The sequence below is a fragment of the Faecalibacillus sp. H12 genome (genome assembly GCF_013361255.1).
In the GTDB taxonomy this organism is placed as follows: domain Bacteria; phylum Bacillota_I; class Bacilli_A; order Erysipelotrichales; family Coprobacillaceae; genus Faecalibacillus; species Faecalibacillus intestinalis.
Genome location: NZ_JABWDK010000007.1, coordinates 52,465 through 74,446 on the forward strand (window position 1 = coordinate 52,465; position 21,982 = coordinate 74,446).

At 29.7% G+C, this 21,982-nt stretch carries 24 protein-coding genes and 1 riboswitch; of the genes, 7 read left to right on the forward strand and 17 right to left on the reverse strand.

The genetic code is table 11. The annotated features are described in order from the left end of the window. Positions 1–53 precede the first annotated feature (53 nt). The 7 genes from carB (HUU89_RS07025) to HUU89_RS07055 form a co-directional block, all read right to left on the reverse strand. Positions 54–3,251 carry a carbamoyl-phosphate synthase large subunit gene (carB, locus tag HUU89_RS07025; RefSeq protein ID WP_175301381.1) on the reverse strand — a complete coding sequence of 1,066 codons (3,198 nt, stop codon included), beginning with the start codon at positions 3,249–3,251 and terminating at the stop codon, positions 54–56. 1 nt (position 3,252) lies between these two features. After that, positions 3,253–4,323: a carbamoyl phosphate synthase small subunit gene (locus tag HUU89_RS07030; RefSeq protein ID WP_175301382.1), complete on the reverse strand. Its 1,071-nt coding sequence runs from the start codon at positions 4,321–4,323 to the stop codon at positions 3,253–3,255. Between the two features lie 272 nt (positions 4,324–4,595). Next, positions 4,596–5,075: a hypothetical protein gene (locus HUU89_RS07035; protein WP_175301383.1), complete on the reverse strand. Its 480-nt coding sequence runs from the start codon at positions 5,073–5,075 to the stop codon at positions 4,596–4,598. 31 nt (positions 5,076–5,106) lie between these two features. Next, positions 5,107–5,382 (reverse strand): hypothetical protein, encoded by a 276-nt coding sequence (locus HUU89_RS07040; RefSeq protein ID WP_175301384.1) that lies wholly within the window; start codon positions 5,380–5,382, stop codon positions 5,107–5,109. Positions 5,383–5,632: 250 nt separating this feature from the next. Next, positions 5,633–8,851, reverse strand: coding sequence for a carbamoyl-phosphate synthase large subunit (gene carB, locus HUU89_RS07045; RefSeq protein ID WP_147580469.1), 3,219 nt, complete (start codon positions 8,849–8,851; stop codon positions 5,633–5,635). A gap of 226 nt (positions 8,852–9,077) precedes the next feature. Further along, positions 9,078–9,710 carry a hypothetical protein gene (locus tag HUU89_RS07050; protein ID WP_175301385.1) on the reverse strand — a complete coding sequence of 211 codons (633 nt, stop codon included), beginning with the start codon at positions 9,708–9,710 and terminating at the stop codon, positions 9,078–9,080. Between the two features lie 29 nt (positions 9,711–9,739). Next, complete coding sequence (locus HUU89_RS07055) at positions 9,740–9,907, reverse strand: helix-turn-helix transcriptional regulator (protein ID WP_175301386.1); 168 nt, start codon at positions 9,905–9,907, stop codon at positions 9,740–9,742. Between the two features lie 170 nt (positions 9,908–10,077). On the opposite strand from HUU89_RS07055, the gene HUU89_RS07060 reads away from it, so the two are divergent. Next, on the forward strand, positions 10,078–10,539 hold the full coding sequence (locus tag HUU89_RS07060; RefSeq protein ID WP_175301387.1) for a hypothetical protein: 462 nt from the start codon (positions 10,078–10,080) through the stop codon (positions 10,537–10,539). Between the two features lie 21 nt (positions 10,540–10,560). Here the strand turns inward: HUU89_RS07060 and HUU89_RS07065 are convergent, their stop codons facing one another. Further along, positions 10,561–10,857 carry a helix-turn-helix domain-containing protein gene (locus HUU89_RS07065; protein WP_158546495.1) on the reverse strand — a complete coding sequence of 99 codons (297 nt, stop codon included), beginning with the start codon at positions 10,855–10,857 and terminating at the stop codon, positions 10,561–10,563. Positions 10,858–11,028: 171 nt separating this feature from the next. On the opposite strand from HUU89_RS07065, the gene HUU89_RS15300 reads away from it, so the two are divergent. The 4 genes from HUU89_RS15300 to HUU89_RS07080 all read left to right on the forward strand — a co-directional run bounded on the left by HUU89_RS15300 (position 11,029) and on the right by HUU89_RS07080 (position 13,517). After that, positions 11,029–11,160 (forward strand): hypothetical protein, encoded by a 132-nt coding sequence (locus HUU89_RS15300; RefSeq protein WP_317992327.1) that lies wholly within the window; start codon positions 11,029–11,031, stop codon positions 11,158–11,160. 16 nt (positions 11,161–11,176) lie between these two features. Next, the gene (locus tag HUU89_RS07070; protein ID WP_175301388.1) at positions 11,177–11,785 is read left to right on the forward strand and encodes a LytR/AlgR family response regulator transcription factor; all 609 of its coding nucleotides are present in this window, start codon (positions 11,177–11,179) and stop codon (positions 11,783–11,785) included. A gap of 384 nt (positions 11,786–12,169) precedes the next feature. Next, complete coding sequence (locus HUU89_RS07075; protein ID WP_175301389.1) at positions 12,170–13,051, forward strand: hypothetical protein; 882 nt, start codon at positions 12,170–12,172, stop codon at positions 13,049–13,051. Beyond that, positions 13,032–13,517 (forward strand): accessory gene regulator B family protein, encoded by a 486-nt coding sequence (locus HUU89_RS07080; protein ID WP_175301390.1) that lies wholly within the window; start codon positions 13,032–13,034, stop codon positions 13,515–13,517. Before HUU89_RS07075 ends, HUU89_RS07080 begins: the two co-directional genes overlap by 20 nt. A 21-nt stretch (positions 13,518–13,538) precedes the next feature. On the opposite strand, the gene gltA is transcribed toward HUU89_RS07080, so the two are convergent. The 7 genes from gltA to HUU89_RS14735 form a co-directional block, all read right to left on the reverse strand. Beyond that, complete coding sequence (gltA, locus tag HUU89_RS07085; RefSeq protein ID WP_175301391.1) at positions 13,539–14,927, reverse strand: NADPH-dependent glutamate synthase; 1,389 nt, start codon at positions 14,925–14,927, stop codon at positions 13,539–13,541. Then, a complete protein-coding gene (locus tag HUU89_RS07090) occupies positions 14,927–15,775 on the reverse strand; it encodes a sulfide/dihydroorotate dehydrogenase-like FAD/NAD-binding protein (protein WP_117788143.1) in 849 nt (282 codons plus the stop codon). The genes gltA and HUU89_RS07090 overlap by 1 nt, the downstream gene beginning before the upstream one ends. 282 nt (positions 15,776–16,057) lie before the next feature. Then, positions 16,058–16,267 (reverse strand): SIS domain-containing protein, encoded by a 210-nt coding sequence (locus HUU89_RS14945; RefSeq protein WP_254697716.1) that lies wholly within the window; start codon positions 16,265–16,267, stop codon positions 16,058–16,060. Continuing rightward, positions 16,236–16,490 carry a MurR/RpiR family transcriptional regulator gene (locus HUU89_RS14950; RefSeq protein WP_254697717.1) on the reverse strand — a complete coding sequence of 85 codons (255 nt, stop codon included), beginning with the start codon at positions 16,488–16,490 and terminating at the stop codon, positions 16,236–16,238. The genes HUU89_RS14945 and HUU89_RS14950 overlap by 32 nt, the downstream gene beginning before the upstream one ends. Before the next feature lie 115 nt (positions 16,491–16,605). Beyond that, complete coding sequence (locus HUU89_RS07100) at positions 16,606–17,373, reverse strand: DeoR/GlpR family DNA-binding transcription regulator (protein WP_107029756.1); 768 nt, start codon at positions 17,371–17,373, stop codon at positions 16,606–16,608. Positions 17,374–17,495: 122 nt separating this feature from the next. Further along, entirely contained in the window at positions 17,496–18,251 is a 756-nt protein-coding gene (locus tag HUU89_RS07105; protein ID WP_175301392.1) for a PTS transporter subunit EIIC, read from the reverse strand. Positions 18,252–18,494: 243 nt separating this feature from the next. Then, positions 18,495–19,298 carry a YARHG domain-containing protein gene (locus HUU89_RS14735; RefSeq protein ID WP_217498450.1) on the reverse strand — a complete coding sequence of 268 codons (804 nt, stop codon included), beginning with the start codon at positions 19,296–19,298 and terminating at the stop codon, positions 18,495–18,497. 70 nt (positions 19,299–19,368) lie between these two features. Then, positions 19,369–19,415, forward strand: a riboswitch (PreQ1 riboswitch). A 74-nt stretch (positions 19,416–19,489) separates the two neighbouring features. On the opposite strand from HUU89_RS14735, the gene HUU89_RS07120 reads away from it, so the two are divergent. Further along, positions 19,490–19,969, forward strand: a complete 480-nt coding sequence (locus HUU89_RS07120) for a QueT transporter family protein (RefSeq protein ID WP_147580459.1) — start codon at positions 19,490–19,492, stop codon at positions 19,967–19,969. Between the two features lie 38 nt (positions 19,970–20,007). Here the strand turns inward: HUU89_RS07120 and acpP are convergent, their stop codons facing one another. Beyond that, positions 20,008–20,235: an acyl carrier protein gene (gene acpP / locus HUU89_RS07125; protein ID WP_022001955.1), complete on the reverse strand. Its 228-nt coding sequence runs from the start codon at positions 20,233–20,235 to the stop codon at positions 20,008–20,010. Between the two features lie 121 nt (positions 20,236–20,356). Here acpP and HUU89_RS07130 point away from each other — a divergent pair, with 121 nt between their 5' ends. After that, a complete protein-coding gene (locus HUU89_RS07130) occupies positions 20,357–20,851 on the forward strand; it encodes a GNAT family N-acetyltransferase (RefSeq protein WP_022001954.1) in 495 nt (164 codons plus the stop codon). A gap of 9 nt (positions 20,852–20,860) precedes the next feature. Here HUU89_RS07130 and HUU89_RS07135 read toward each other — a convergent pair whose 3' ends face one another. Then, positions 20,861–21,868 carry a glycoside hydrolase family 25 protein gene (locus HUU89_RS07135; protein WP_022001953.1) on the reverse strand — a complete coding sequence of 336 codons (1,008 nt, stop codon included), beginning with the start codon at positions 21,866–21,868 and terminating at the stop codon, positions 20,861–20,863. Positions 21,869–21,982: the final 114 nt, after the last annotated feature.

The following is a 21,982-nucleotide window of genomic DNA, read 5'->3' on the forward strand; positions in this document are numbered from 1 at the left end:
TTTCATATAAAAAAGAACAATGCTTTAGTATTACTACATTGTTCTTTTTAGTTTTATCTTAATTTTGTAATATCAATTAATGATGGTACACCTTGTTTACGTTTTTCAAGTGAATCAATAAGTGCTTTTGCTGTATCAAGTGACGTATAAATTGGAATACCTGCTTCTACGGCAAAACGTCTAATTAAGAAGCCATCTTTTAAGTTATCATTTCTTGTTGGAATATCGATTACTAAATCAACTGTATCCGTAAACATTAAGTCAAAGATTGTATTTGTTTTTTCACAGATACGATTGACAAAATGTACAGGTACATCATGTTCTTTTAAGAATTTATATGTTCCTTCTGTTGCATATAAATCATAACCAAACATATAATATTGTTTAGCGATTGGTAAGAATTCTTCTTTAGAAGAATCTTTAATTGTACAAATGATATTCTTTCTCTTAGGTAATTGAATACCTGTTCCCATGAATGCTTTATAAATAGCTTCATCTAAGTTTTTAGAAATACCTAAAACTTCACCTGTTGATTTCATTTCAGGTCCTAAAGAAATTTCTGCACCTTTGATTTTTTCAAATGAGAACACTGGCATTTTAACTGCAATTGTTTCTTTTTCCGGAACAATTCCATAAGAATATCCTTGTTCTTCAATTGTATGTCCCATAATTGCTTTTGTAGCAATGGCAACAATTGGGATATCTGTAACTTTTGAAATATAAGGAATTGTTCTTGAAGATCTTGGGTTAACTTCAATAACATAAACTTGATCTTCATAAACAATGAATTGAATATTGATTAATCCCACAACATGTAATGCTTTAGCAAGACGTTTTGTATAATCAACGATAACATCTTTGATTTCTTGTTTGATTTTTTGTGGTGGGTAAACAGAAATACTATCTCCAGAGTGAACTCCCGCACGTTCAACGTGTTCCATAATACCTGGAATTAAGATACCATGTCCATCACAAACTGCATCAACTTCAACTTCTTTACCAGATAAGTATTTATCAATTAAGATTGGATGTTCTTGGTATTGTCTATTAATGATTTTCATGAACTTTTTAATATCACCATCATTTAAGGCAATTTCCATACCAGCACCACCTAATACATAAGATGGTCTTACTAAAACTGGATATCCTAATTTATTAGCAACTTCAATGGCTTCTTCTGTTGTAAAGACTGTTGAACCTCTTGGACGGTCAATATGACATTTTTCAAGAATTTCATCAAATCTTTCTCTATCTTCAGCTGCATCTACATCATCAGCATCTGTTCCTAAGATTTTAACACCCATATCTGTTAAAGCTTTTGTAAGTTTAATGGCTGTTTGTCCCCCAAATTGCACGATGGCTCCATCTGGTTTTTCAATATCAACAATGCTTTCTACATCTTCAGCAGTTAATGGTTCAAAATATAAACGATCTGCAATATCAAAGTCAGTTGATACTGTTTCAGGGTTGTTATTAACAATAATTGTATCGTATCCTGCTGCTTTTAAGGCCCATACACAATGTACCGAACAGTAATCGAATTCGATACCTTGTCCTATACGAATTGGTCCTGATCCTAAAACCATGATTTTTTTCTTTTCTCTTTGAGGTTCTACTTCGTTCACTCCACCTTGAATTGAATAGTAATAAGGTGTTTGTGCATCAAATTCTGCCGCACATGTATCAACAACTTTATAAGCTGAAACAATATTATTTTCTTTACGCATTTGATGAATTTCTTGTTCTGTTTTTCCAGTTAATTCAGCAATGACTCTATCTGGGAATTGTAATCTTTTTGCTTGTTTTAATAAATCAACTGTTAATTCTTCTGTTTTAATTCTTTCTTCCATTTCTACTAAATGTTTGATTTTATCAATGAACCAAACATCAATTTTAGTAATTTCATGGATTTCTTGTTCAGTAATTCCTTTTCTTAAGGATTCAGCTACTGCAAAGATACGTTGATCATCAACATCTTTTAATTTTTGTTTTAATTCATCATGTGTTAATTTTGTAAAGGCATCTAAATGTAAGTAGAAAACATTTTGTTCAAGAGAACGTAAAGCTTTCATTAAAGCTCCTTCAAAGTTATTACAGATTGACATAACTTCTCCAGTTGCTTTCATTTGTGTTCCTAATTTTCTTGAAGCATCAACGAATTTATCAAATGGCCATTTAGGAATTTTACATACAACATAGTCTAATGTTGGTTCATAAGAAGCGTATGTTTTACCTGTAACGGCATTTTTGATTTCATCTAAGGTATATCCTAAAGCAATTTTAGCCGCTAATTTAGCAATTGGATAACCTGTTGCTTTAGAAGCTAAAGCTGATGAACGAGAAACACGTGGGTTTACTTCGATAACACAATATTCAAAGCTATTTGGATTTAATGCATATTGAACGTTACATCCACCTTCAATATTTAATGCTGTAATGATATTTAAAGCTGATGAACGTAACATTTGATATTCTTTATCTGATAAAGTTTGGCTTGGTGCCACAACAATACTATCTCCTGTATGAACACCAACAGGATCTAAGTTTTCCATGTTACATACAGTAATGCAGTTTCCTGCACTATCTCTCATTACTTCATACTCGATTTCTTTCCATCCAGCAATACATCTTTCAATTAAACATTGACTTACTCTTGATAGACGTAAACCATTTGAACAAATATCATGAAGTTCTTTTTCATTATTTGCAATACCTCCACCAGTACCACCTAAAGTATAAGCAGGTCTTACAACAACTGGATAACCAATTTTTTCTGCAAATTCTAAAGCGTCATTAACATGGTTAACAACGATGGATGCAGCACATGGTTCGTTAATTCTTTCCATTAAGTTTTTAAATTCTAAACGATCTTCTGCAAGTTTGATGGTATCTGTATTTGTCCCAATTGTACGAACATTGTGTTCTTCTAAGAATCCTTCATCCGCTAAAGCCATAGCGATGTTTAATGCATTTTGTCCACCTAATGTTGGTAAAATGCTATCTGGTTTTTCTTCCATGATTAATTTTTTAACAACAGGTACAGTTAATGGTTCGATATAAACTTTATCTGCGATATCAGCATCTGTCATGATAGTTGCTGGGTTTGAGTTAATTAAAACAACTTCTACCCCTTCTTCTCTTAAAGCACGACATGCTTGTGTTCCAGCATAATCGAATTCTGCTGCTTGACCAATGATGATAGGTCCTGAACCGATAACTAATACTTTTTTTATACTTAAATCTCTTGCCATCTTATTTACCCTCCATCATTTTTTCAAATTCATCAAATAAAGCATCTGTATCTAATGGACCAGCACATGCTTCTGGATGAAATTGTACTGTTTTAATATTTTTACCAATATATTCAACACCTTCGATTGTTTGGTCATTTACATTAATAAACCAAGGTTTTGCGATATTTCGATCAATAGAATCATCACAAATTACATAGTTATGATTTTGTGTAGAAATATAAACACGACCTGTATTTAAATCTTTAACAGGATGATTTGCACCATGGTGTCCATATTTTAATTTTTCTGTTTTAAAACCATGAGCTAAAGCCATCAATTGATGTCCTAAACAGATTGCAAAGATTGGTAAACCACTTTCAGATAGTTTTTTAACTTCTTTAATGATTTCAACATTTTCGCTTGGATCTCCAGGACCATTTGATAACATCACTCCATCATAGTTCCCTTCAATGATTGTACTTGCAGGAGTAGATGCTGGATAAACTGTGACTTCTATATTTCTCTTTGCAAGTGATTTAGCAATATTCTTCTTAGCACCAAAATCTAATAAAGCAACTTTTCGATCTCCACTACCTACTGTATAAGGTTTGTCACATGTTGTTCTTTCAACGACACCAGTTACTTTAAAGTTATGTATTTTTTCCATCACTTCACTTAAATCATCATATTTTGTTGTTGTAATCATTCCATTCATACAACCTTTATTTCTAATAATTTTAGTTAAATGTCTTGTATCAATTCCTTGAATACAAGGAATATCATGTTCAATTAAATAATCTTTTAAATCAACATTTTTTCTAAAGTTACTTCCAAGTCTTGCAAGTTCATTTACAACAAATCCTTCAACATAAGGTTTTGTAGATTCTTGATCTTCTAAACATACTCCATAGTTTCCAATCAATGGATATGTCATAACAACTGATTGTCCTGCATAGGAAGGATCTGTCAGTACTTCTACATATCCTGTCATAGAAGTATTAAATACAAATTCACTGACAACTTCTTTGTCAGCTCCTACGCTTTCACCTTCAAATACGTTTCCATCTTCTAAGATTAAATAGGCTTTCATATATTTTCCTCCTTTTTTTGTTATAAAAAAACATATCAATTAAAAATGATATGTTAGAAACAATGAGAATATAAAAATGAGGTACTCGTATTCAATTGTAAGCAATCATATTTGACACTTTGTTGTAACATAGCCCTCATCTCCTTTTGTTCTTGAATAGTATAGTAGATTTGACAACATTTTTCAACACCAATTTATAATTTTTTATTATTATGTAATTTTATTTTATTAACATTTTTTTAGTATAAGAAAAAAGAGATTTTACTCTCTTTCTATGATTGAAAATACTTTTCTATTTCTTTTACTTCCTTTTCAGGTATTTCTAATAAGTTAATCGCTTCTTTAAATGACATTTGTAATCCTATCATTAGTTTTTTTACATGCGCTATATTCTTTTCTTTACGTTCTATTTGTTTGCCTTCATTTCTTGCTTCTAAGACAATGCTTTCACCTAAATCACACATATCTTTAACCTCACTTTCTATTTTCTTTGTATTCAATCCATATTCTTCTATAATTCTTTGCTTTCCCTTATAATCTAATACATTATTTAGAAGGACCATCAATGGTGTCAATAATTCATCATGTTCTTCATACTTTTTATTTAAGCCATGTTCTTTGTTTAAGTATATCGCAAGAATTACTCCCTTGTCATAAATTTCTTTTTCTTCTACTGTCGTTCCACAAATAATCCTTTCATTTGTTTCATAGACATTCATATGCCCATCTTTTCTTTTTGGTGCCTTTGGCATGATTCATAATGAATAGACCTTTTTCATCCCATCATAGTTTATCATCATATTCGCTTCCCCATTGCTCTGATACTATTCTTGAAATATAAGCATATCCTCTGGTAATAATAGAATATCCTGGATAAGGATTATTTTGTATTTCTACATTTAAATAAACCCGTATATTCTTTTCATCTTCTTGTGGTACATCAATATAACATAAAATATCATAATAAACCATACCTTCATCTTTGATGAAGCCCTTTTTATCTACAAGATGAAAATGTGGATTAACTATTAGATCACCTATATGTACTCCTTCTATCAATCTTCTAATTTTCCCAATACTTAAATGATTTGCTTCATCTACATCTGCCTTTATGATTCTTCTTCATTTCCTATGATCATCTTACATAAATGATCATACATTGTTGTTTGTTTACTCGTTGTTATTTTATTGATTGTTTCCATAAGTAGTCCTCCTACTTATTTATTCGCTCTTTTTTTATTTTTTCTTCTTTTTTGTAAAAATAAAAAAATTGTTAGGAAATCTTATGACTTCCTAACAATCATTCATATTAATCTTTAATTGCTTTATGATATTCTTGAAGTGATTTTACTTCATGTGTTCCATGAATTTCAGCTTCTAAGATACCTTCTACAGCTGCATTTGCAGCAGCAATGTTTGTCATGTATGGAATTTTCATTTTAATAGCTGTTTTTCTAATATAACTATCATCATGTGCAGATTCTTTACCATGTGGCGTATTGATCACCATATCAAGTTCACCATTTGTAAGAGCATCTGCAATATTTGGACGACCTTCTTTGATCTTTTTAATTTTGATAGCTGGAATGTTATTGCTATTGATTAATTCAAATGTTTTACCTGTAGCCACAATTTCAAATCCTGCATCATAATATTTTCTAGCAAGAGCAACAACATCTTTTTTATCTCTATCAGAGACAGAAATTAAAACACGACCAGATGTTGGTAATTTTGTTTGAGTAGCTTCTTCAGCTTTAAAGATAGCAGCTCCATAAGAATTAGCTAAACCTAATACTTCTCCTGTTGATCTCATTTCAGGCCCTAGAATTGGATCAACTTCAGGGAACATATTGAATGGGAAAACAGCTTGTTTTACACCAATATGAGGAATCTTTCTATCTTTTAAATCTTTAACAGGTGATGGTCTACCTGTAAGTTCACGCGTAACGATATCTGTTGCAAGTTTTACCATGTTGATGTTACATACCTTAGATACTAAAGGTACTGTTCTTGAAGCACGTGGATTTGCTTCTAAAACATAAACTTTATCATCAGCAATCGCATATTGCATATTCATTAAACCACGTACATTCATTTCTCTAGCAATTTTCTTAGTATATTCTTTTATTGTTTGTACATGTCTTACTGGAATATGTTTAGATGGTAAAATACATGCTGAGTCCCCTGAGTGAATACCAGCAAGTTCAATATGTTCCATAACAGCAGGCACAAAAACATTTTCTCCATCAGAAATAGCATCTGCTTCACATTCCATCGCATCATTTAAGAAACGGTCAATTAAGATAGGACGATCAGGTGTTACCCCAACAGCAGCTGCCATATATTGTTTTAATGAATCATCATCGTAAACAACTTCCATACCTCTACCACCTAATACGTAAGATGGTCTTACCATTAATGGATAACCAATTCTTTGAGCGATTTCTAAAGCGTCATCGATTGTTACAGCCATTCCTGATTCAGGCATTGGAATTTCTAATTTTTCCATCATTTCATTAAATAAGTCACGATCTTCTGCCATATCAATTGTTTCAGGTGTTGTTCCTAAGATATTTACACCATTTTCTTTTAATTGACTTGCAAGATTTAATGGTGTTTGTCCACCAAATTGAGCAATGACTCCTAATGGTTTTTCTTTTTCATGAATACTTAAAACATCTTCTAATGTTAATGGTTCAAAATAAAGTTTATCAGATGTATCATAATCTGTTGAAACTGTTTCTGGGTTACAGTTAACAATGATTGTTTCAAATCCTAATTTCTTTAAGGCAAGAGAAGCATGAACACAGCAATAGTCAAATTCAATACCTTGACCAATTCTGTTAGGTCCTCCACCTAAGATCATGATTTTTTTATTATTTGAAACTTCATCTTGATCTTTTCCATTATATGTAGAGTAATAATAAGAACTATCTTTTGTACTTGATACATGAACTGGTTCCCAGACTTGATGCATACCCATAGCAAGTCTTTGATTTCTAATTTCTTTTTCTTCAACATCTAATAACTTAGAAATATATTTATCAGCAAAACCATCTTTCTTTGCTTGTTTTAAAACGTCATCTGGTAATTGATTTCCTTTATAAGAAGCAATTTTTTCTTCTTCTTCAACGAGTTCTTTCATTTGTTCAATGAAATAATGTTTAATTTTTGTAAGTTCAAATAATTCATTAACAGTAGCTCCTTTTCTTAAAGCTTCGTACATAATGAATTGTCTTTCACTTGTTGGATTAATTAATAATTTTAATAATTCATCTTTAGATAAATCATTAAAGTTCTTTGCATATCCTAAACCATAACGTCCTGTTTCTAAAGAACGAATTGCTTTTTGAAAAGCTTCTTTATAAGTTTTACCAATACTCATAACTTCCCCAACAGCTTTCATTTGTGTACCAAGTTTATCTTCTGCTCCTTTGAATTTTTCAAAAGCCCAACGTGCAAACTTAATAACAACATAATCTCCATCAGGATAATATTTATCTAATGTTCCATATTTACCACATGGAATTTCATCTAATGTAAGTCCAGCCGCTAACATTGCTGAAATTAAAGCAATAGGGAAACCTGTCGCTTTAGAAGCTAAAGCAGATGAACGTGATGTTCTTGGATTGATTTCAATAACAACAATACGATCAGTTACTGGATCATGAGCAAATTGAACATTTGTACCTCCAATAACTCCAATTGATTCAACAATACGATAAGCTTGTTCTTGTAAACGATTTTGCACTTCTTTTGAAATTGTAAGCATTGGTGCACTACAGAAAGAATCTCCAGTATGTACTCCTAATGGATCAATATTTTCAATAAAACAAATTGTAATCATGTTATTTTTAGCATCTCTTACAACTTCTAATTCTAATTCTTCCCATCCTAAAATAGATTCTTCAATTAAGCATTGGTGTACTAAACTTGCTTGCAACCCTCTATTTACAACTGTTTTTAATTCATCAACATTGTAAACAAGTCCTCCACCTGCTCCACCCATTGTATAGGCAGGTCTTACAACTACTGGATATCCTAATTTATCAGCAATAGCTAAAGCTTCATCAACCGTATTTGCAATTTCACTTCTTGCCATTTCAATACCAAGTTCATTCATAGCTTTTTTGAATTCTAAACGGTCTTCTCCACGTTCAATAGCATCTACTTTTACCCCTAATACTTGAACGTTATATTTGTCTAAAACTCCGGCATTACTTAATTCAGAACATAGATTTAAAGCTGATTGTCCACCTAAGTTAGGAAGTAAAGCATCTGGTCTTTCTTTTTCAATGATTTGTGTTAATCTTTCTACATTCAATGGTTCAATATATGTCACATCTGCAGTTTCTGGATCTGTCATAATTGTAGCTGGGTTAGAATTGACTAAAACAATTTTATACCCTAATCCTCTTAATGCTTTACAAGCTTGTGTTCCTGAATAATCAAATTCACATGCTTGACCAATAATAATTGGTCCTGAACCAATGACTAATACTGTGTTAATGTCTTCTCTTTTTGGCATCTTTAATCCTCCTTTTGATTGTAAAAAAAACATATCTTAGAAAAGATATGTTTCAAATTAAAAAATAAAAAGCGAAAAAGGGCCCATGTCTTTATATTGAATTGTCATAAGTAGATCTTTTTTCATAATGGCCTCCTATAAGCAATTTCGCTCTATCTATAGAAAAATTATATAAGATAATGATTGGGAATTAAATAAATTAAAATATAATTATCATACTAATTTTTTATTTCCATGCCAAATAATATCCTTGACAATTCTTTTTAAGTTGAGCTGTTACTTCTTGTTTCTTTTTTATTCCCATTTCATTTGTATACATATATTCAACCATCACAGTATCTTCTTTTTTTATATTTTTACATGTATATGCTTTTTCAAATTCAATATATTCTTTATCCCACAAATAGATTTCATCTTTCTTTATCTTATTTCCACTAAATGAGAGAGTAAAATCACCTTTGTTCTTTTTTTCATTATAACTTTCTAACATGATTCCACCACTAGCATCTTCATCTAAATAGTTTTCAAAGTTCACATCTATATCTAATACTTCCGAATTTGTTTCACCATTTGTTTGTGAAATAACTTGTGCTGTTGTATTATCTTGATAATTTTTTAAAATCAAATCAATATTTATATTATAACTATCCTTTTTAATATCACTGATATAACCACTAAAATAAGAACAAATAGAATTTGTATCTAGTGAAATTGGTTGATCACCATAAAAGTCATTGATTTGTTGTTGCAACGAAGAATTTGCTTCTTCCAATGCATCCATTCTCTCACTCATCTTAACTGCTACATAACTTTCCATAATAAATGCTAGAAAAATAACAATTCCAAAGATAATAATCATATTTCGATGATTAGTACTTTGATCCGTTTTTATTTTTTTCTTTCATCTAAAAGTTCTTCTAAAGAGATGCCAAAAACATCAGCCATAGCCTTACAACTTTGTATATCCGGTGATGACTGATTACTTTCCCATTTTGATATTGTTTGTCTTGATATATGCGGTAATTTACCTAATTCTTCTTGCGATAATCCCTTCATTTTCCGATATTTTTAAATACGTTCTCCAAGTGTCATATAATCTTTCCCCCTTTTATTCATCATAACATGAAATAAGAAGAAGGTATGCTCTAAGGATTAACATTTTGTCTATAAATCTTTACTTTAATAAAAATCAAATATTTAGTACAATTATTTAAAGGAGGAATTCTATGAAATCTAAAATACTCTTTATTTGTTGTTTTATTTTATTATTATGTGGTTGTTCAAAAAAGGAAGACACTAAAACCGAAGAACTTCTTACAAATAATGATATTGGTTTTACAATTATCGTTGAAGATGGTCGTGGAATTACAAAGGATTCTAAGATAAATCATATAAATGATTATATTGGTGATCAGTATATAGAATCAAAAAAGAATAATGATACAGTTTATTATAATGATTCTATTCAAATTACTTTAAATAAAAAGAATAAAGTTAAAAAAGTAGAACTATTTACAGATCATTACAAAGTTGAAGGTAATTTCTACGTTGGTTTAGAAAAAAATAATTTAGATTACGAAAATCACAAAGAAACGAACAATCAATATATTGCCTATAGTGAAAATAAAACAGTTAAAATGACCTACACGCTTTCAAACAATACAATTACAAAAATCACATTAGCCTAAAAATAGTTATCGATCAGATAACTATTTTTCTTTTAATTTCTTCATTTTTTCTTCTTTTGCAATCGTTTTAAAAATAATACTTTTACTTGTAGGACTATATGATTCAAAATCTATCTCATGTGCATGCTCATCATATATTGGTGCATCATCCACAATAATCGTTACATTCATACGTAAAATATCATAAATTCTTTTTACTAATTTATTATTGGGATTTAAATTAGGATTTGTTTCAATTCTATAGATAGTACTCTCACTTACTCCTAAGCCCTCTGCAAGCTCTTTTCTAGAAACGCCTCTTTCTATTCTTTTATTCATAATTATCTCATTAACATTCATTATCCGTCACCCTTTTAATTCATGTTAACAATTAAATCGTGCATTTTACGCATTATAAAAGATACCTTCAGGAACGATAACTATTCTTTCATGCACGTTCTATTGACTTTATATTCGTGTCAAATATAAAGTACACTTAAGGAGGTAATTATGATAAACTATTTAATTGAAAAATACTTTACATTGTTAAAGGGAGTTGCATATGGTAGTGCATCATCAATGTCTGCTTTTGATTTCTATGAATTCAAAAAACCTGAACAATTAAAGAATTTAAACAAATAAGGAAGGTGGCATCATTATGAATATTTTGATATTAGAGGATACAAATACTTTTGTAGAGGAATTTGTTGATATACTCAAAAATAACAATCTATTCACTGATGCCCATTTCTTTTGTCTAGGGGATCACTTTGAAGAGATTGATAACACAAAAGACTACCAAGTTATTTTTATAGATGTTCATTTAAGTAAATCAATAAATGGTATCGATTTTTCTATAGAACTTAAAAAGAGGTTCCCCAAAGCACTTATTGTTTTTGTGACCATGAACAACAACTTTGTTCATAAATCTATGGAACTTCAACCATTTTATTTCATTAGAAAAGATCATTTAAATGAAGACATGTCTATCTTCTTTAAAATGTTTAAAGAACATTTAGAAAACACAAGTTTTATAGTCATTAACGCTAGAGAAAAACGTGTACGTATTAATACCAGTGATATTATCTACATAGAAGCTGATGGTCATTACTTAAAAATTGTCACACTAGATGGTGAATATAAATTTAAAGAAAAAATCAAAGAATTCCAAAAACAACTTAATAATAACAATATCATACAAGTACATAGATCCTATCTTATTAATTTAGATTTTGTCTATGACGCAATACAAAATATATTATCTTAAGAAACAAGAAAGAAATTAATATAGGTAAAACATATAAAAAGAAATTTAAACTAACTTATCAGGACTATTTACTCAATGGTAGCTTATAATATATTTCTTAATTTTGTAGAAGTTTTAACTCTTACAACATTTGTTTACCTTTATTATTCACTTTCAAGTAGAAAACAATTTTGTTTTCTACTCACTTCTTTATTCTTAATATGTGAATTATGTGATATTTTAAGAGAAAATGGGTTTATACTAATGTTAGGATATTTTATTACAAGTTATATATTTGTAATATATCAAAAAAATAATTTGTATTTAGGAGATGCATTCATACTTGGAAGCTATATATTCTTCATTTATTTATGTACATTTATCTTATACTATCTATTTAGGCCTTTGTTAAATAGTGAATTCCCTATTTTATTCTATATTTTAGTTGGTACTTTTTCTAAAATTTTTCTAGTATTATTTACTTATTGGTTACTTGAACATTTAAAATATAATCTTAATGTACCAAACAAACAATATTTAATAGTGATTATAACTGAAATATTAGTTTTAAGTATTTTTGGAATGATTGGTTATGCTGCTGTTAATATTACTGTTAGCTTTAGTTCGTTTATTGTATGCTCACTCTTGCTGATCGTTTTCTTTCTAATAATTATTAACGGCGTTTATTTTAATGCAATTTACACAGAAAAGATGCAATATGAAAAACAATTACAAAAAGAAAAATATATAAAACAAAGCTTACGTCTCATACAAAACATTAGTTATGATATTGATGATAAGAAGCATCGTATTCATTGGATATTAGAACACATTAAACACTTAAACAACGATACCAATCCAGAAATATCCAAAGCTATTGAACAATATCAATCTAAAAACACTTACCAAAAATTAGTTGCATCTAAAAATCCAGTATTTGATATTTTGATTTCTGTAAAAATCAATAGGTTACAAGATGATAATATAAGTATTAAACCTTTCTTTGAAATTGGCCAAAATGAAAAATATGATGATTTAGATTTTATTGATGTTATTTCTGAAATATTAGATTATGTTAAAAGACATAAAGAAATAACTTTGCACATCAAAGGTCAAGGTATTTATACGTTAGTTGAGCTTTATTCAGAAAATGATTTTTATGATTATGATAGATGTAAAATTGAATCTGATTTAATTGTTAAGAAAAAGAACATTTATAAAGATGGTATTTATTACATGAAATTTTTATTAAAAGGAACAGAGGATGATGTTAGAGAAAATTTATGATAAATATAATTTTGATGAAGATTATGAAGTCTATAAGTATGGTCAACAAGTTTTAATATTTAATTCAATCGTTAATATATTTATGTTTATTCTAGGATTATGTTTACATGAAGGACTTATGACATTAGTTTGGATGTTAGCATTTTCCGGATTAAGAGTGAATTTAGGTGGATATCATTGTAATAGTCCAATTAAATGTTTTATTACATCTAATAGCGTTTATCTTATTTCAATGCTAGCATATCAATATTTAAGTAATTATTTCCTTGTATTTTTATTTATACTATTTGTATTATTACTAGTAATGAGCAAATATTTTAAATATTTAAATAAAAAAGCAAAATTAACAATGTGCATTGAAGTCATTTGCCTTCTAATTCCAAAAATAAATATGATTATAGTTCTAACATTAATAGAAAATATAATTAGTTATTTAATGACAGCCAAAGAAAAAGTCAATTCGTAATGTGAATTGACTTTTTAAATACTATTTATTTTGTAGATATTCATCCATTGCTTTAGCTGCTTTTTTACCAGCACCCATAGCTAAGATAACTGTTGCTGCACCAGTAACAACATCTCCACCTGCATAAACACCATCTTTAGATGTTTTCATTGAATCTTCATCAACGATAATTCCACCCCAAGATTGGCAATCTAAACCAGGAGTTGTATGTCTAATTAATGGGTTTGGGCTTTGTCCAATAGCAACAATAACTGTTCCTGTTTCAATTGTGAAGTTAGATCCTTCTTTAGCGATTGGTCTTCTTCTTCCAGATGCATCAGGTTCACCTAATTCCATTTCAACACATTCCATAGATTTAACCCATCCATCTTCACCTTCAATTTTAACTGGATTAGTTAATAATTTGAAGATAATTCCTTCTTCTTTAGCGTGATGTACTTCTTCAGCACGAGCAGGAACTTCTTCAGGTCCACGACGATAAACGATATATACGTTTTTAGCTCCTAAACGTTTTGCAGTTCTTGCGGCATCCATAGCAACGTTACCAGCACCGATAACACATACTGTATCTGTTACTTTAACTGGAGTTGGATGATCTGGGAATTGATATCCTTTCATTAAGTTAACACGAGTTAAGAATTCGTTCGCTGCATAAACACCGTTTAAGTTTTCCCCAGGAATTCCTTGGAAACGTGGTAAACCAGCACCACTACCTACGAAGATTCCTTGATATCCTTGTTCTTGTAATTCATCAATTGTAATTGAACGTCCTACAACAACATTTGTTTCGAAATCTACACCTAAAGCAGCAACACCATCTACTTCGCTTTGTACTAATTTTTTAGGTAATCTGAATTCTGGAATACCATAAGATAATACCCCACCTGTTTTATGTAATGCTTCAAAAACAGTCACATCATAACCTTTTTTAGCTAATTCACCAGCACATGTAATACCAGCAGGTCCTGATCCAATAACAGCAACTTTTTTACCATTTTTTTCAACTTTTAATTCTGCAGGTTTTCCATGTTCTCTATGATAATCAGCAACGAATCTTTCTAATCGTCCGATTCCTACTGATTCAGTTTTAATTCCTCTAACACATTTACCTTCACATTGATTTTCTTGAGGACAAACACGTCCACAAATTGCAGGTAATGCATTTTCTCTTGTAATTGTTTGATAAGCTTCTTCAAATTCACCTTCCGCAACATGATGAATGAATTCAGGAATTGGTACTCCTACTGGACACCCATCCATACAGAATGGTTTTTTACAGTTTAAGCAACGAGTTGCTTCTTCCATAGCTTGTTCTTTTGTATATCCTAAAGAAACTTCTTCAAAGTTTTTATTTCTTACATTAGGATCTTGTTCAGGCATTTTAACCTTATTTGGTGACATATTAGGCATTATTTTGCACCTCCCATTAAATTACAAATACGATCTGCATTCGCATCTACTTGATGTTCTTCTTCTTTAAACATTCTTTGGCGAGCCATTAATTCATCAAAGTCTACTGATAAACCATCAAAGTCTGGTCCATCAACACATGCGAATTTAATTTTACCATCAACAGTAACACGGCAGCATCCACACATACCTGTACCATCAATCATAATAGGGTTTAATGAAACCATTGTTTTTAAATTATGAGGTTTAGTTACCCCAACAACAGCTTTCATCATAGGTACTGGTCCAATAGCGATAACTTCATCAATTGGATCACCACTATCAATTAATTCTTGTAATTTAACAGTTCCAAATCCTTTTTCTCCTAAAGATCCATCATCTGTCATCACATATACATTTTTACAGAAAGCTTTGAACTTATCTGCCCATAATACATATTGTGCTTCACGTCCACCAATGATAACATCCACATCTACACCCATTTCAGCTAATTTTTTAAGTTGTGGATATAATGGTGCACTACCAACCCCACCGGCAATACCAACAACATGATTTGATTTATGTAAATCAGTTGGTACACCTAAAGGTCCAACAAAGTCAGTGATTTCATCACCTTCGTTTAATTTTGCTAATTGACGAGTTGAAAAACCTACAATTTGATAAATAATTGTAATTGTTTCAGCTTCTCGATCATAATCAGCAATTGTTAAAGGAATTCTTTCTCCATCTTCACCAACTCTTAAAATAATGAATTGACCTGGTTCGCACTTTCTAGCAACCATTGGAGCATGAACTTCCATTAATTCAACAACATCATTTAGTCTTTCTTTTTTGACTATTTTGTACATTTCTGGTTTCCCCCAATTCTTTTAGACTACCTCTATTATACGCTTATGTGAATAAAAAAACAACGTTCCTTCTAGTAAGATTTACTAAAAGAAAATCGTTGTTTTAATTTTTTAAAAATTCTATATTTTGAATATTTTTTGCTCTTTCAAGCTTTTCAATTAAGTTAATATTATTGTTATTTTTAAACAATAAAGCGAATATAATATCCATTATATAATCTGCACTTACCTTTGATGAATAAGATCCTATCTTTGAAAAAATATTTTCTTTAGAACATATCGTTAAACAATAATCTGTATTTTTCTTAAATAGCTATCATTAATAGAAGTAACAGCAATCACTGTACCTTCTTTTTGTTTAATATAATTCACAATTCTTTTAATCTCTTGTTCCTCTCCAGAATACGAAATCACAATAGCAACACTATCTTTATTAGAAAGCATTGCATGTCTATTTTGATCAGATGATATATGTTTTAGATTTATAATCATCTATTACTGAAGAGACAAAATGTATTCTAAAGTCGTTATAGCTTTTTTCACCTAATTTTTTACAAAATCTTGAAATTGTTGATGGTGATGTATATGTAATTTCAGCTAAATCTGTTATTTTCAAATCAACAATATAATCTTTATGATCAAGAATATAATTGGCTATACCTTTTTCTAAATCTGTAAAGTTATCTTGATATTCTAACTTATAAAGTAAGCTCATAGTATCACCTCAATATAAAAATAAAATATTCTTACAACAATAAATAGTGTTATAGAATACTTTATAATTTATTTTCAAATATCTTAAAAAAATCACTTTTTATTTTGAAAAATTTTTATTCTTTTTTTCCAATATAAACAGAAACCTTTTGACTTAAATCTTCATATACTTTTGTTGAGATGCGATGATCCGTAATAATACCATCGATTTCTTCCCAAGAACAAACTGTATATAATCCTTTTTCTTGAAACTTACTACTATCAGCAACCACAAAAACATAATCACTTTTTTCAATCATTTTCTTTTTAACTCCTAATTCTTGATAGGAATGACATGTTGGTCCATCACTATTTAATAATCCAGAAGTCCCTAAAACACAGACATCTACTTGAACTTTATCTAGATATTCTTCACTCCAATGTCCTACTATTGATTGATTTTTTTCTCTTTTTTTACCAGGAGTTAAAAACACATTATGTAAATTTCCATCTAATTGTTCAAATGCACCTATAGAAACCGTAAAAATATCTTTTGAAGGCATTAAATTAATATATGAACAACAACTTTGACAAGTACTTCCTGAATCAATGATCATACTATTATGTGCCATTAATATTGAAGAAATACAACGTGCAATTTCTTTTTTTTCATCATATTTTTGTTTTTCTCTAAATTCGATATTTTTTTCTGTTCCTAACGTTGCAAGTGTTGCTCCACCATATTCTTTTTTAACAACTCCTTTTTCTTCTAAAAAAGTTAAATCTTTACGAATTGTTTCCATACTTACTTGATATTTTTGGGAAAGTTCTTTTGCTTTGACATATCCTTTTTGATCTAATAAATCAACAATTTCTTGTAATCTTTTTGTTGCAGTAATAGCCATATTTCATCACTCCTTGAAGAGATTATAGCTACCTATATACAAAAACACAACTTGCGATTAGTTGTGTTTTAAACATACTTTTTATTTATTATAAAAAAACTTGGGATTTCTCCCAAGCTCTATTAAGCTTCTACAGCTTGTTTGATTTGATATTTTTCGTAAGAAATTAAGAATGGTGTGTAAATAACTACAGAAATTGCAATTAAAATTGCTTGAGTTACTGCACCCATAATATTTGCACCTGTTGCCAAGAACCCAAAGATCAATGGTGGACATGTCCAAGGTACTGTTAAACATGCAACTGGACAGAATCCAATAACTGTTAATACATAACCTACGATTTCAAGAACGATTGATGTTAATACAAATGGAATACCAAATGTAACTGTTTCGTTGATTTCGAATAATCCTGGAATTAATGATAATGAAGCGATTGCTTTGTTATCTTCACGTTTAGAGAAAATAAAGATAGCAATAACTAAACCTAATGTACATCCAGAACCACCAATTTCACCCCACATTCGAATAGCATACATATTAATAATGTTTGTTGTTTTTTCACCTCTGTTGAATTTTTCAACGTTTTCAAGTGCTAATGGAGTAAAGATTGATTCTTTAACAGCTGATACCATATTATTACCATGAATACCTACTAACCAGAATAACATGATTACTAAATATAAAACAATAAAACCAGGAACAGTTGCACCTAAGCTTCCTAAAGGATCTTGGATACTGTTTTTAATAATATCATTTAAATATAAACCTGTTATGTTATAATATGCTGATCCAATACAAGCAGTAATAATCAATGTTAAAGTAGCTGGTACTAAAACTTCGAATGCACGAGATACACCTGGTGGAACTTGATCAGGCATTTTAATGCATCTTGTTTTTCAAAGAACAAAAAAAGGAAAAGTAAACGGGCGTCGCTTACTTTTCCTACGTCATTCAATGAATATAGTTGTCAAAAAAATATCTAAGAGAAGAATGACTTTATAATCTTCTTTGATTACACTTTCATTTTACATATCTTTTATGAATTGAAAATGAAATTTATAGATTTTGATAACTATTTTCATATATTTTTTCATTTATGATTTAGTGTATGCAAATTATTTTCATCGATGTGCTTGAATAAAGGAAATATTTTTTAATTCAATTTCATTAAAATACTCTGACATATGATTATTCATCATTTCTGATGTCAAAGTTTCATCTGCACTATACCAACTTTTAGATTTAAAATAGTCTGCAATCTCAGGTGTTTTAAACGTACAATGATGTCTAGCATAAATTTCATTAAGTCCTAACCGTAACTGAGAATCATCTTTATTTTCTAAATCAGCTTCTGTAAGAAGTTCTGTATCACTATGAGCAAATATATATTCATCCTCATCTGTATTTTCTTCTACTGTTGTTTCTATTTTTTCATTTACAATAACTTGAAGGGCTTTTTCTTTACCAGATTCACTAGTACAAATTATTTTTGTCTTACCTGATGATAAAGCCGTAATTTTACCATTTGTATCTACGATACATATTTTTTCATTTTTCGATTGATAAGTACATTTAAGATTAGTTTGAATGGTATATTCATCTCCAATATTTAATGTAACTTTACTTTTTTCTAAATGTAATGGTTTTTCAACATGTTGACTAACAAGATTATCTGGTGAATAAGATGGTTTATTTCCTTTAAAAAATAAAATAAATCCTAACATAGCAATCACCACGACAAGTGCTATGATTCCTAAAATAATAATTTTAGTTTTTTTACGCACTTCTTTTTTATGTTTTTCTCTATTTTTAACCCTTGAACCTACTTCTTCTACTTGGATATCCTCTTGCGATATTCTTGTTCCACAAATATCACAATATTTGGCTCCTTTTGTTAGTAAACTATGACATTTTGGACATAACATAATCATCATCTCCTTACCTTTATTATAAAATAAAATATATTGATTTTCACTACCCGTTTTAGTATAATGTCAAAGACTGGTTCGAGAGCCAAACCCAGTATAAAAAACTAAGGATAAGTAATGAAGATGGCTCTATCATCTTTTTTATTTTATCTGGCTTCTAACTGTACTTTAGAAGAGGAGGACTACAAATGAATAATAAAAAGGTACAATTAATTGTAATGAATGCCATGATTGGGGCTGCTTATGCCGTTTTAACAATTTTGATTTCACCTATTGCTTATGGAGCAGTGCAAATGCGCTTAACTGAAATTATTGTTTTACTTGCATGTTACAACAAGAAATTTATTCCAGGACTTACTATTGGATGTTTGCTTGCAAACCTTGCATCTCCAATGGGATTATATGACATTTGTTTTGGAACAGCTGCAACATTGATTGCTTGTCTTGGTATGTATTATGTTAAAAATGTTTTTGCTGGAGCTTTAATTGGTGGGGTTGTCAATGGTTTAATCGTTGGTTTAGAACTTTATCTAGCTTTAGAATTACCATTTATGATTAATGCATTCTATGTTTTCATTGGTGAATTTATTGTTTTAATTATTGGAGCATTCTTATTTAAATGTTTAGAAAAAAATAAAACACTTATGGATAAATATATTTTAGAATAGTAAAAAAAGCTATAACAGCGAAATGCTTGTTATAGCTTTTATTTATGTTCTTCAATATAGTTTACTATATCGTTTACTGTTTTAAAATTCATAACGTCTTCATCAGGAATTTCAATTCCAAATTCTTCTTCAGCAGACATGATTAATTCAACTGAATCTAATGAATCTAATTCTAGATCTTCTTTTAATTTAGCATCTAAAGTAATTTTTGATTCATCAATATCCATTGTATCTTTTAAAATTTCTTTGATTTGATCAAGTACCATTTTATTTCCTCCTTCTGTATACAGCTATTATAACAAATGCTTTTGATTTGTAAACAAAACAATTTGACAAACAACCTAAAAGTCTATATCATTTAGGAAAGTATGTTTGGGAGGTAAAATAATGATTTTAAGACCAACGAAAATCGAAGATATTTCACGTGTCATTGACATTATTAATCAAGCAAAAACTTATTTCAAAAATAATGATATTGATCAATGGCAAGATGGATATCCTAATGAAGAAACAATTGAAAAAGATATAGAAAATAATGAAGCTTATGTTTTAGAAGAAGACGGTGTTATTTTAGGAACGTGTATGGTAACGATTCATGGAGAACCTGCTTATAACCGTATTGAAGGAAAATGGATTTTAAATTGTCCTTATATATGTGTACATCGTATTGCTGTTGATAATGAATATAAAGGAAAAGGATTAGCTTCTACGATTTTAGATCAAGTAGTTGCTATGTATCCAGATTATCATAGTGTTAGAATGGATACACATCATGATAATCTTTCTATGCAAAGTTTTTTAACTAAATATGGTTTTAAATATTGTGGAGAAATCACTTTAAAAAGTGGTGCTTTAAGAAGAGCTTATGAAAAAAGAATCTAAGCTCTTTTTTTATGTCCTTAATTTTCCTTCTTTAAGTAATCTTAATAATTCATCATTTTGTCTTTGTGAACCTGTATAATTATCTATTCCATTTAATTTAGCTAATTTTGTTCTATTAGCAAAAGAAGCATCTTCTTGAATAGAACGCAATGCATCTGTAAAACTATTGCCTGTATAATCAGGTGCACTTAAATATCTTATCTTTCTTTCTATGACCTGATCATTGACCCAGCCGGCATCTTGTCCTATAAGATAGGGATTTCTAGCACCTTGAACAATTCTCGTAATAATTCCAAAATGACGATATGGCATTAATGGTTGCGTAGATTCACTTGTTAAAAATACATGGTGAAATTCTACCTCATCGCCTATCTTATACCTTGTTAAATTCGTATTAGAAAAATTATTATAACCACCTTCTTCGATGATTTGTGGAAAATCTTTATAGGCATAATTTAGATCCACCATTGTATCAATTCCTAAAACATTTCCTGTAGCGCTATATTGCCACATACCATATTCTCCATCATAATTAAGTTCATCATTATATCTTGCAATCCATTTTGTATACTCATTAAAGATTGGACTTGTAAGTTTAGTTCTAAACCAAAACAATGATGCATACATTCCTACATAGTAACCTTCTTGTTCAAGTCTTTGAGCAAATGTTTGTGCAATATTCGCTATTGTTTGATTACTTTGTCTTCCTGTTGTATTATTATCTTCTAAATCATAATAAACAGGATAGGCCATTTGATAATCCTTTACGAGTCTTAATACATGTTTAGCTTCTGATAGAGCTTCTCTTTCATTGGTTGCATAAGAATATAAATAAACCCCGAAAGGGATTTTTAAACGTGTACATTCATCCGCATTTCTTTTAAAATACGGATCATCTTGACTTTCCAGATTACTTCCATACCCACATCTAATGATTGCAAAATCAATATGTTTTTTAACTTCTTGCCAATCAATCAACCCTTGAAATTTAGAAACATCAATTCCATGTTTTACCAAAATTTTTCACCTCATTATAAAATATGTCATAATGTCAAAAATGTTATTATTATCGTTGTTTATATTTACTTTTGGTTAAAAAAATAAGATAATAGCTACGGGAGGAATTATAGT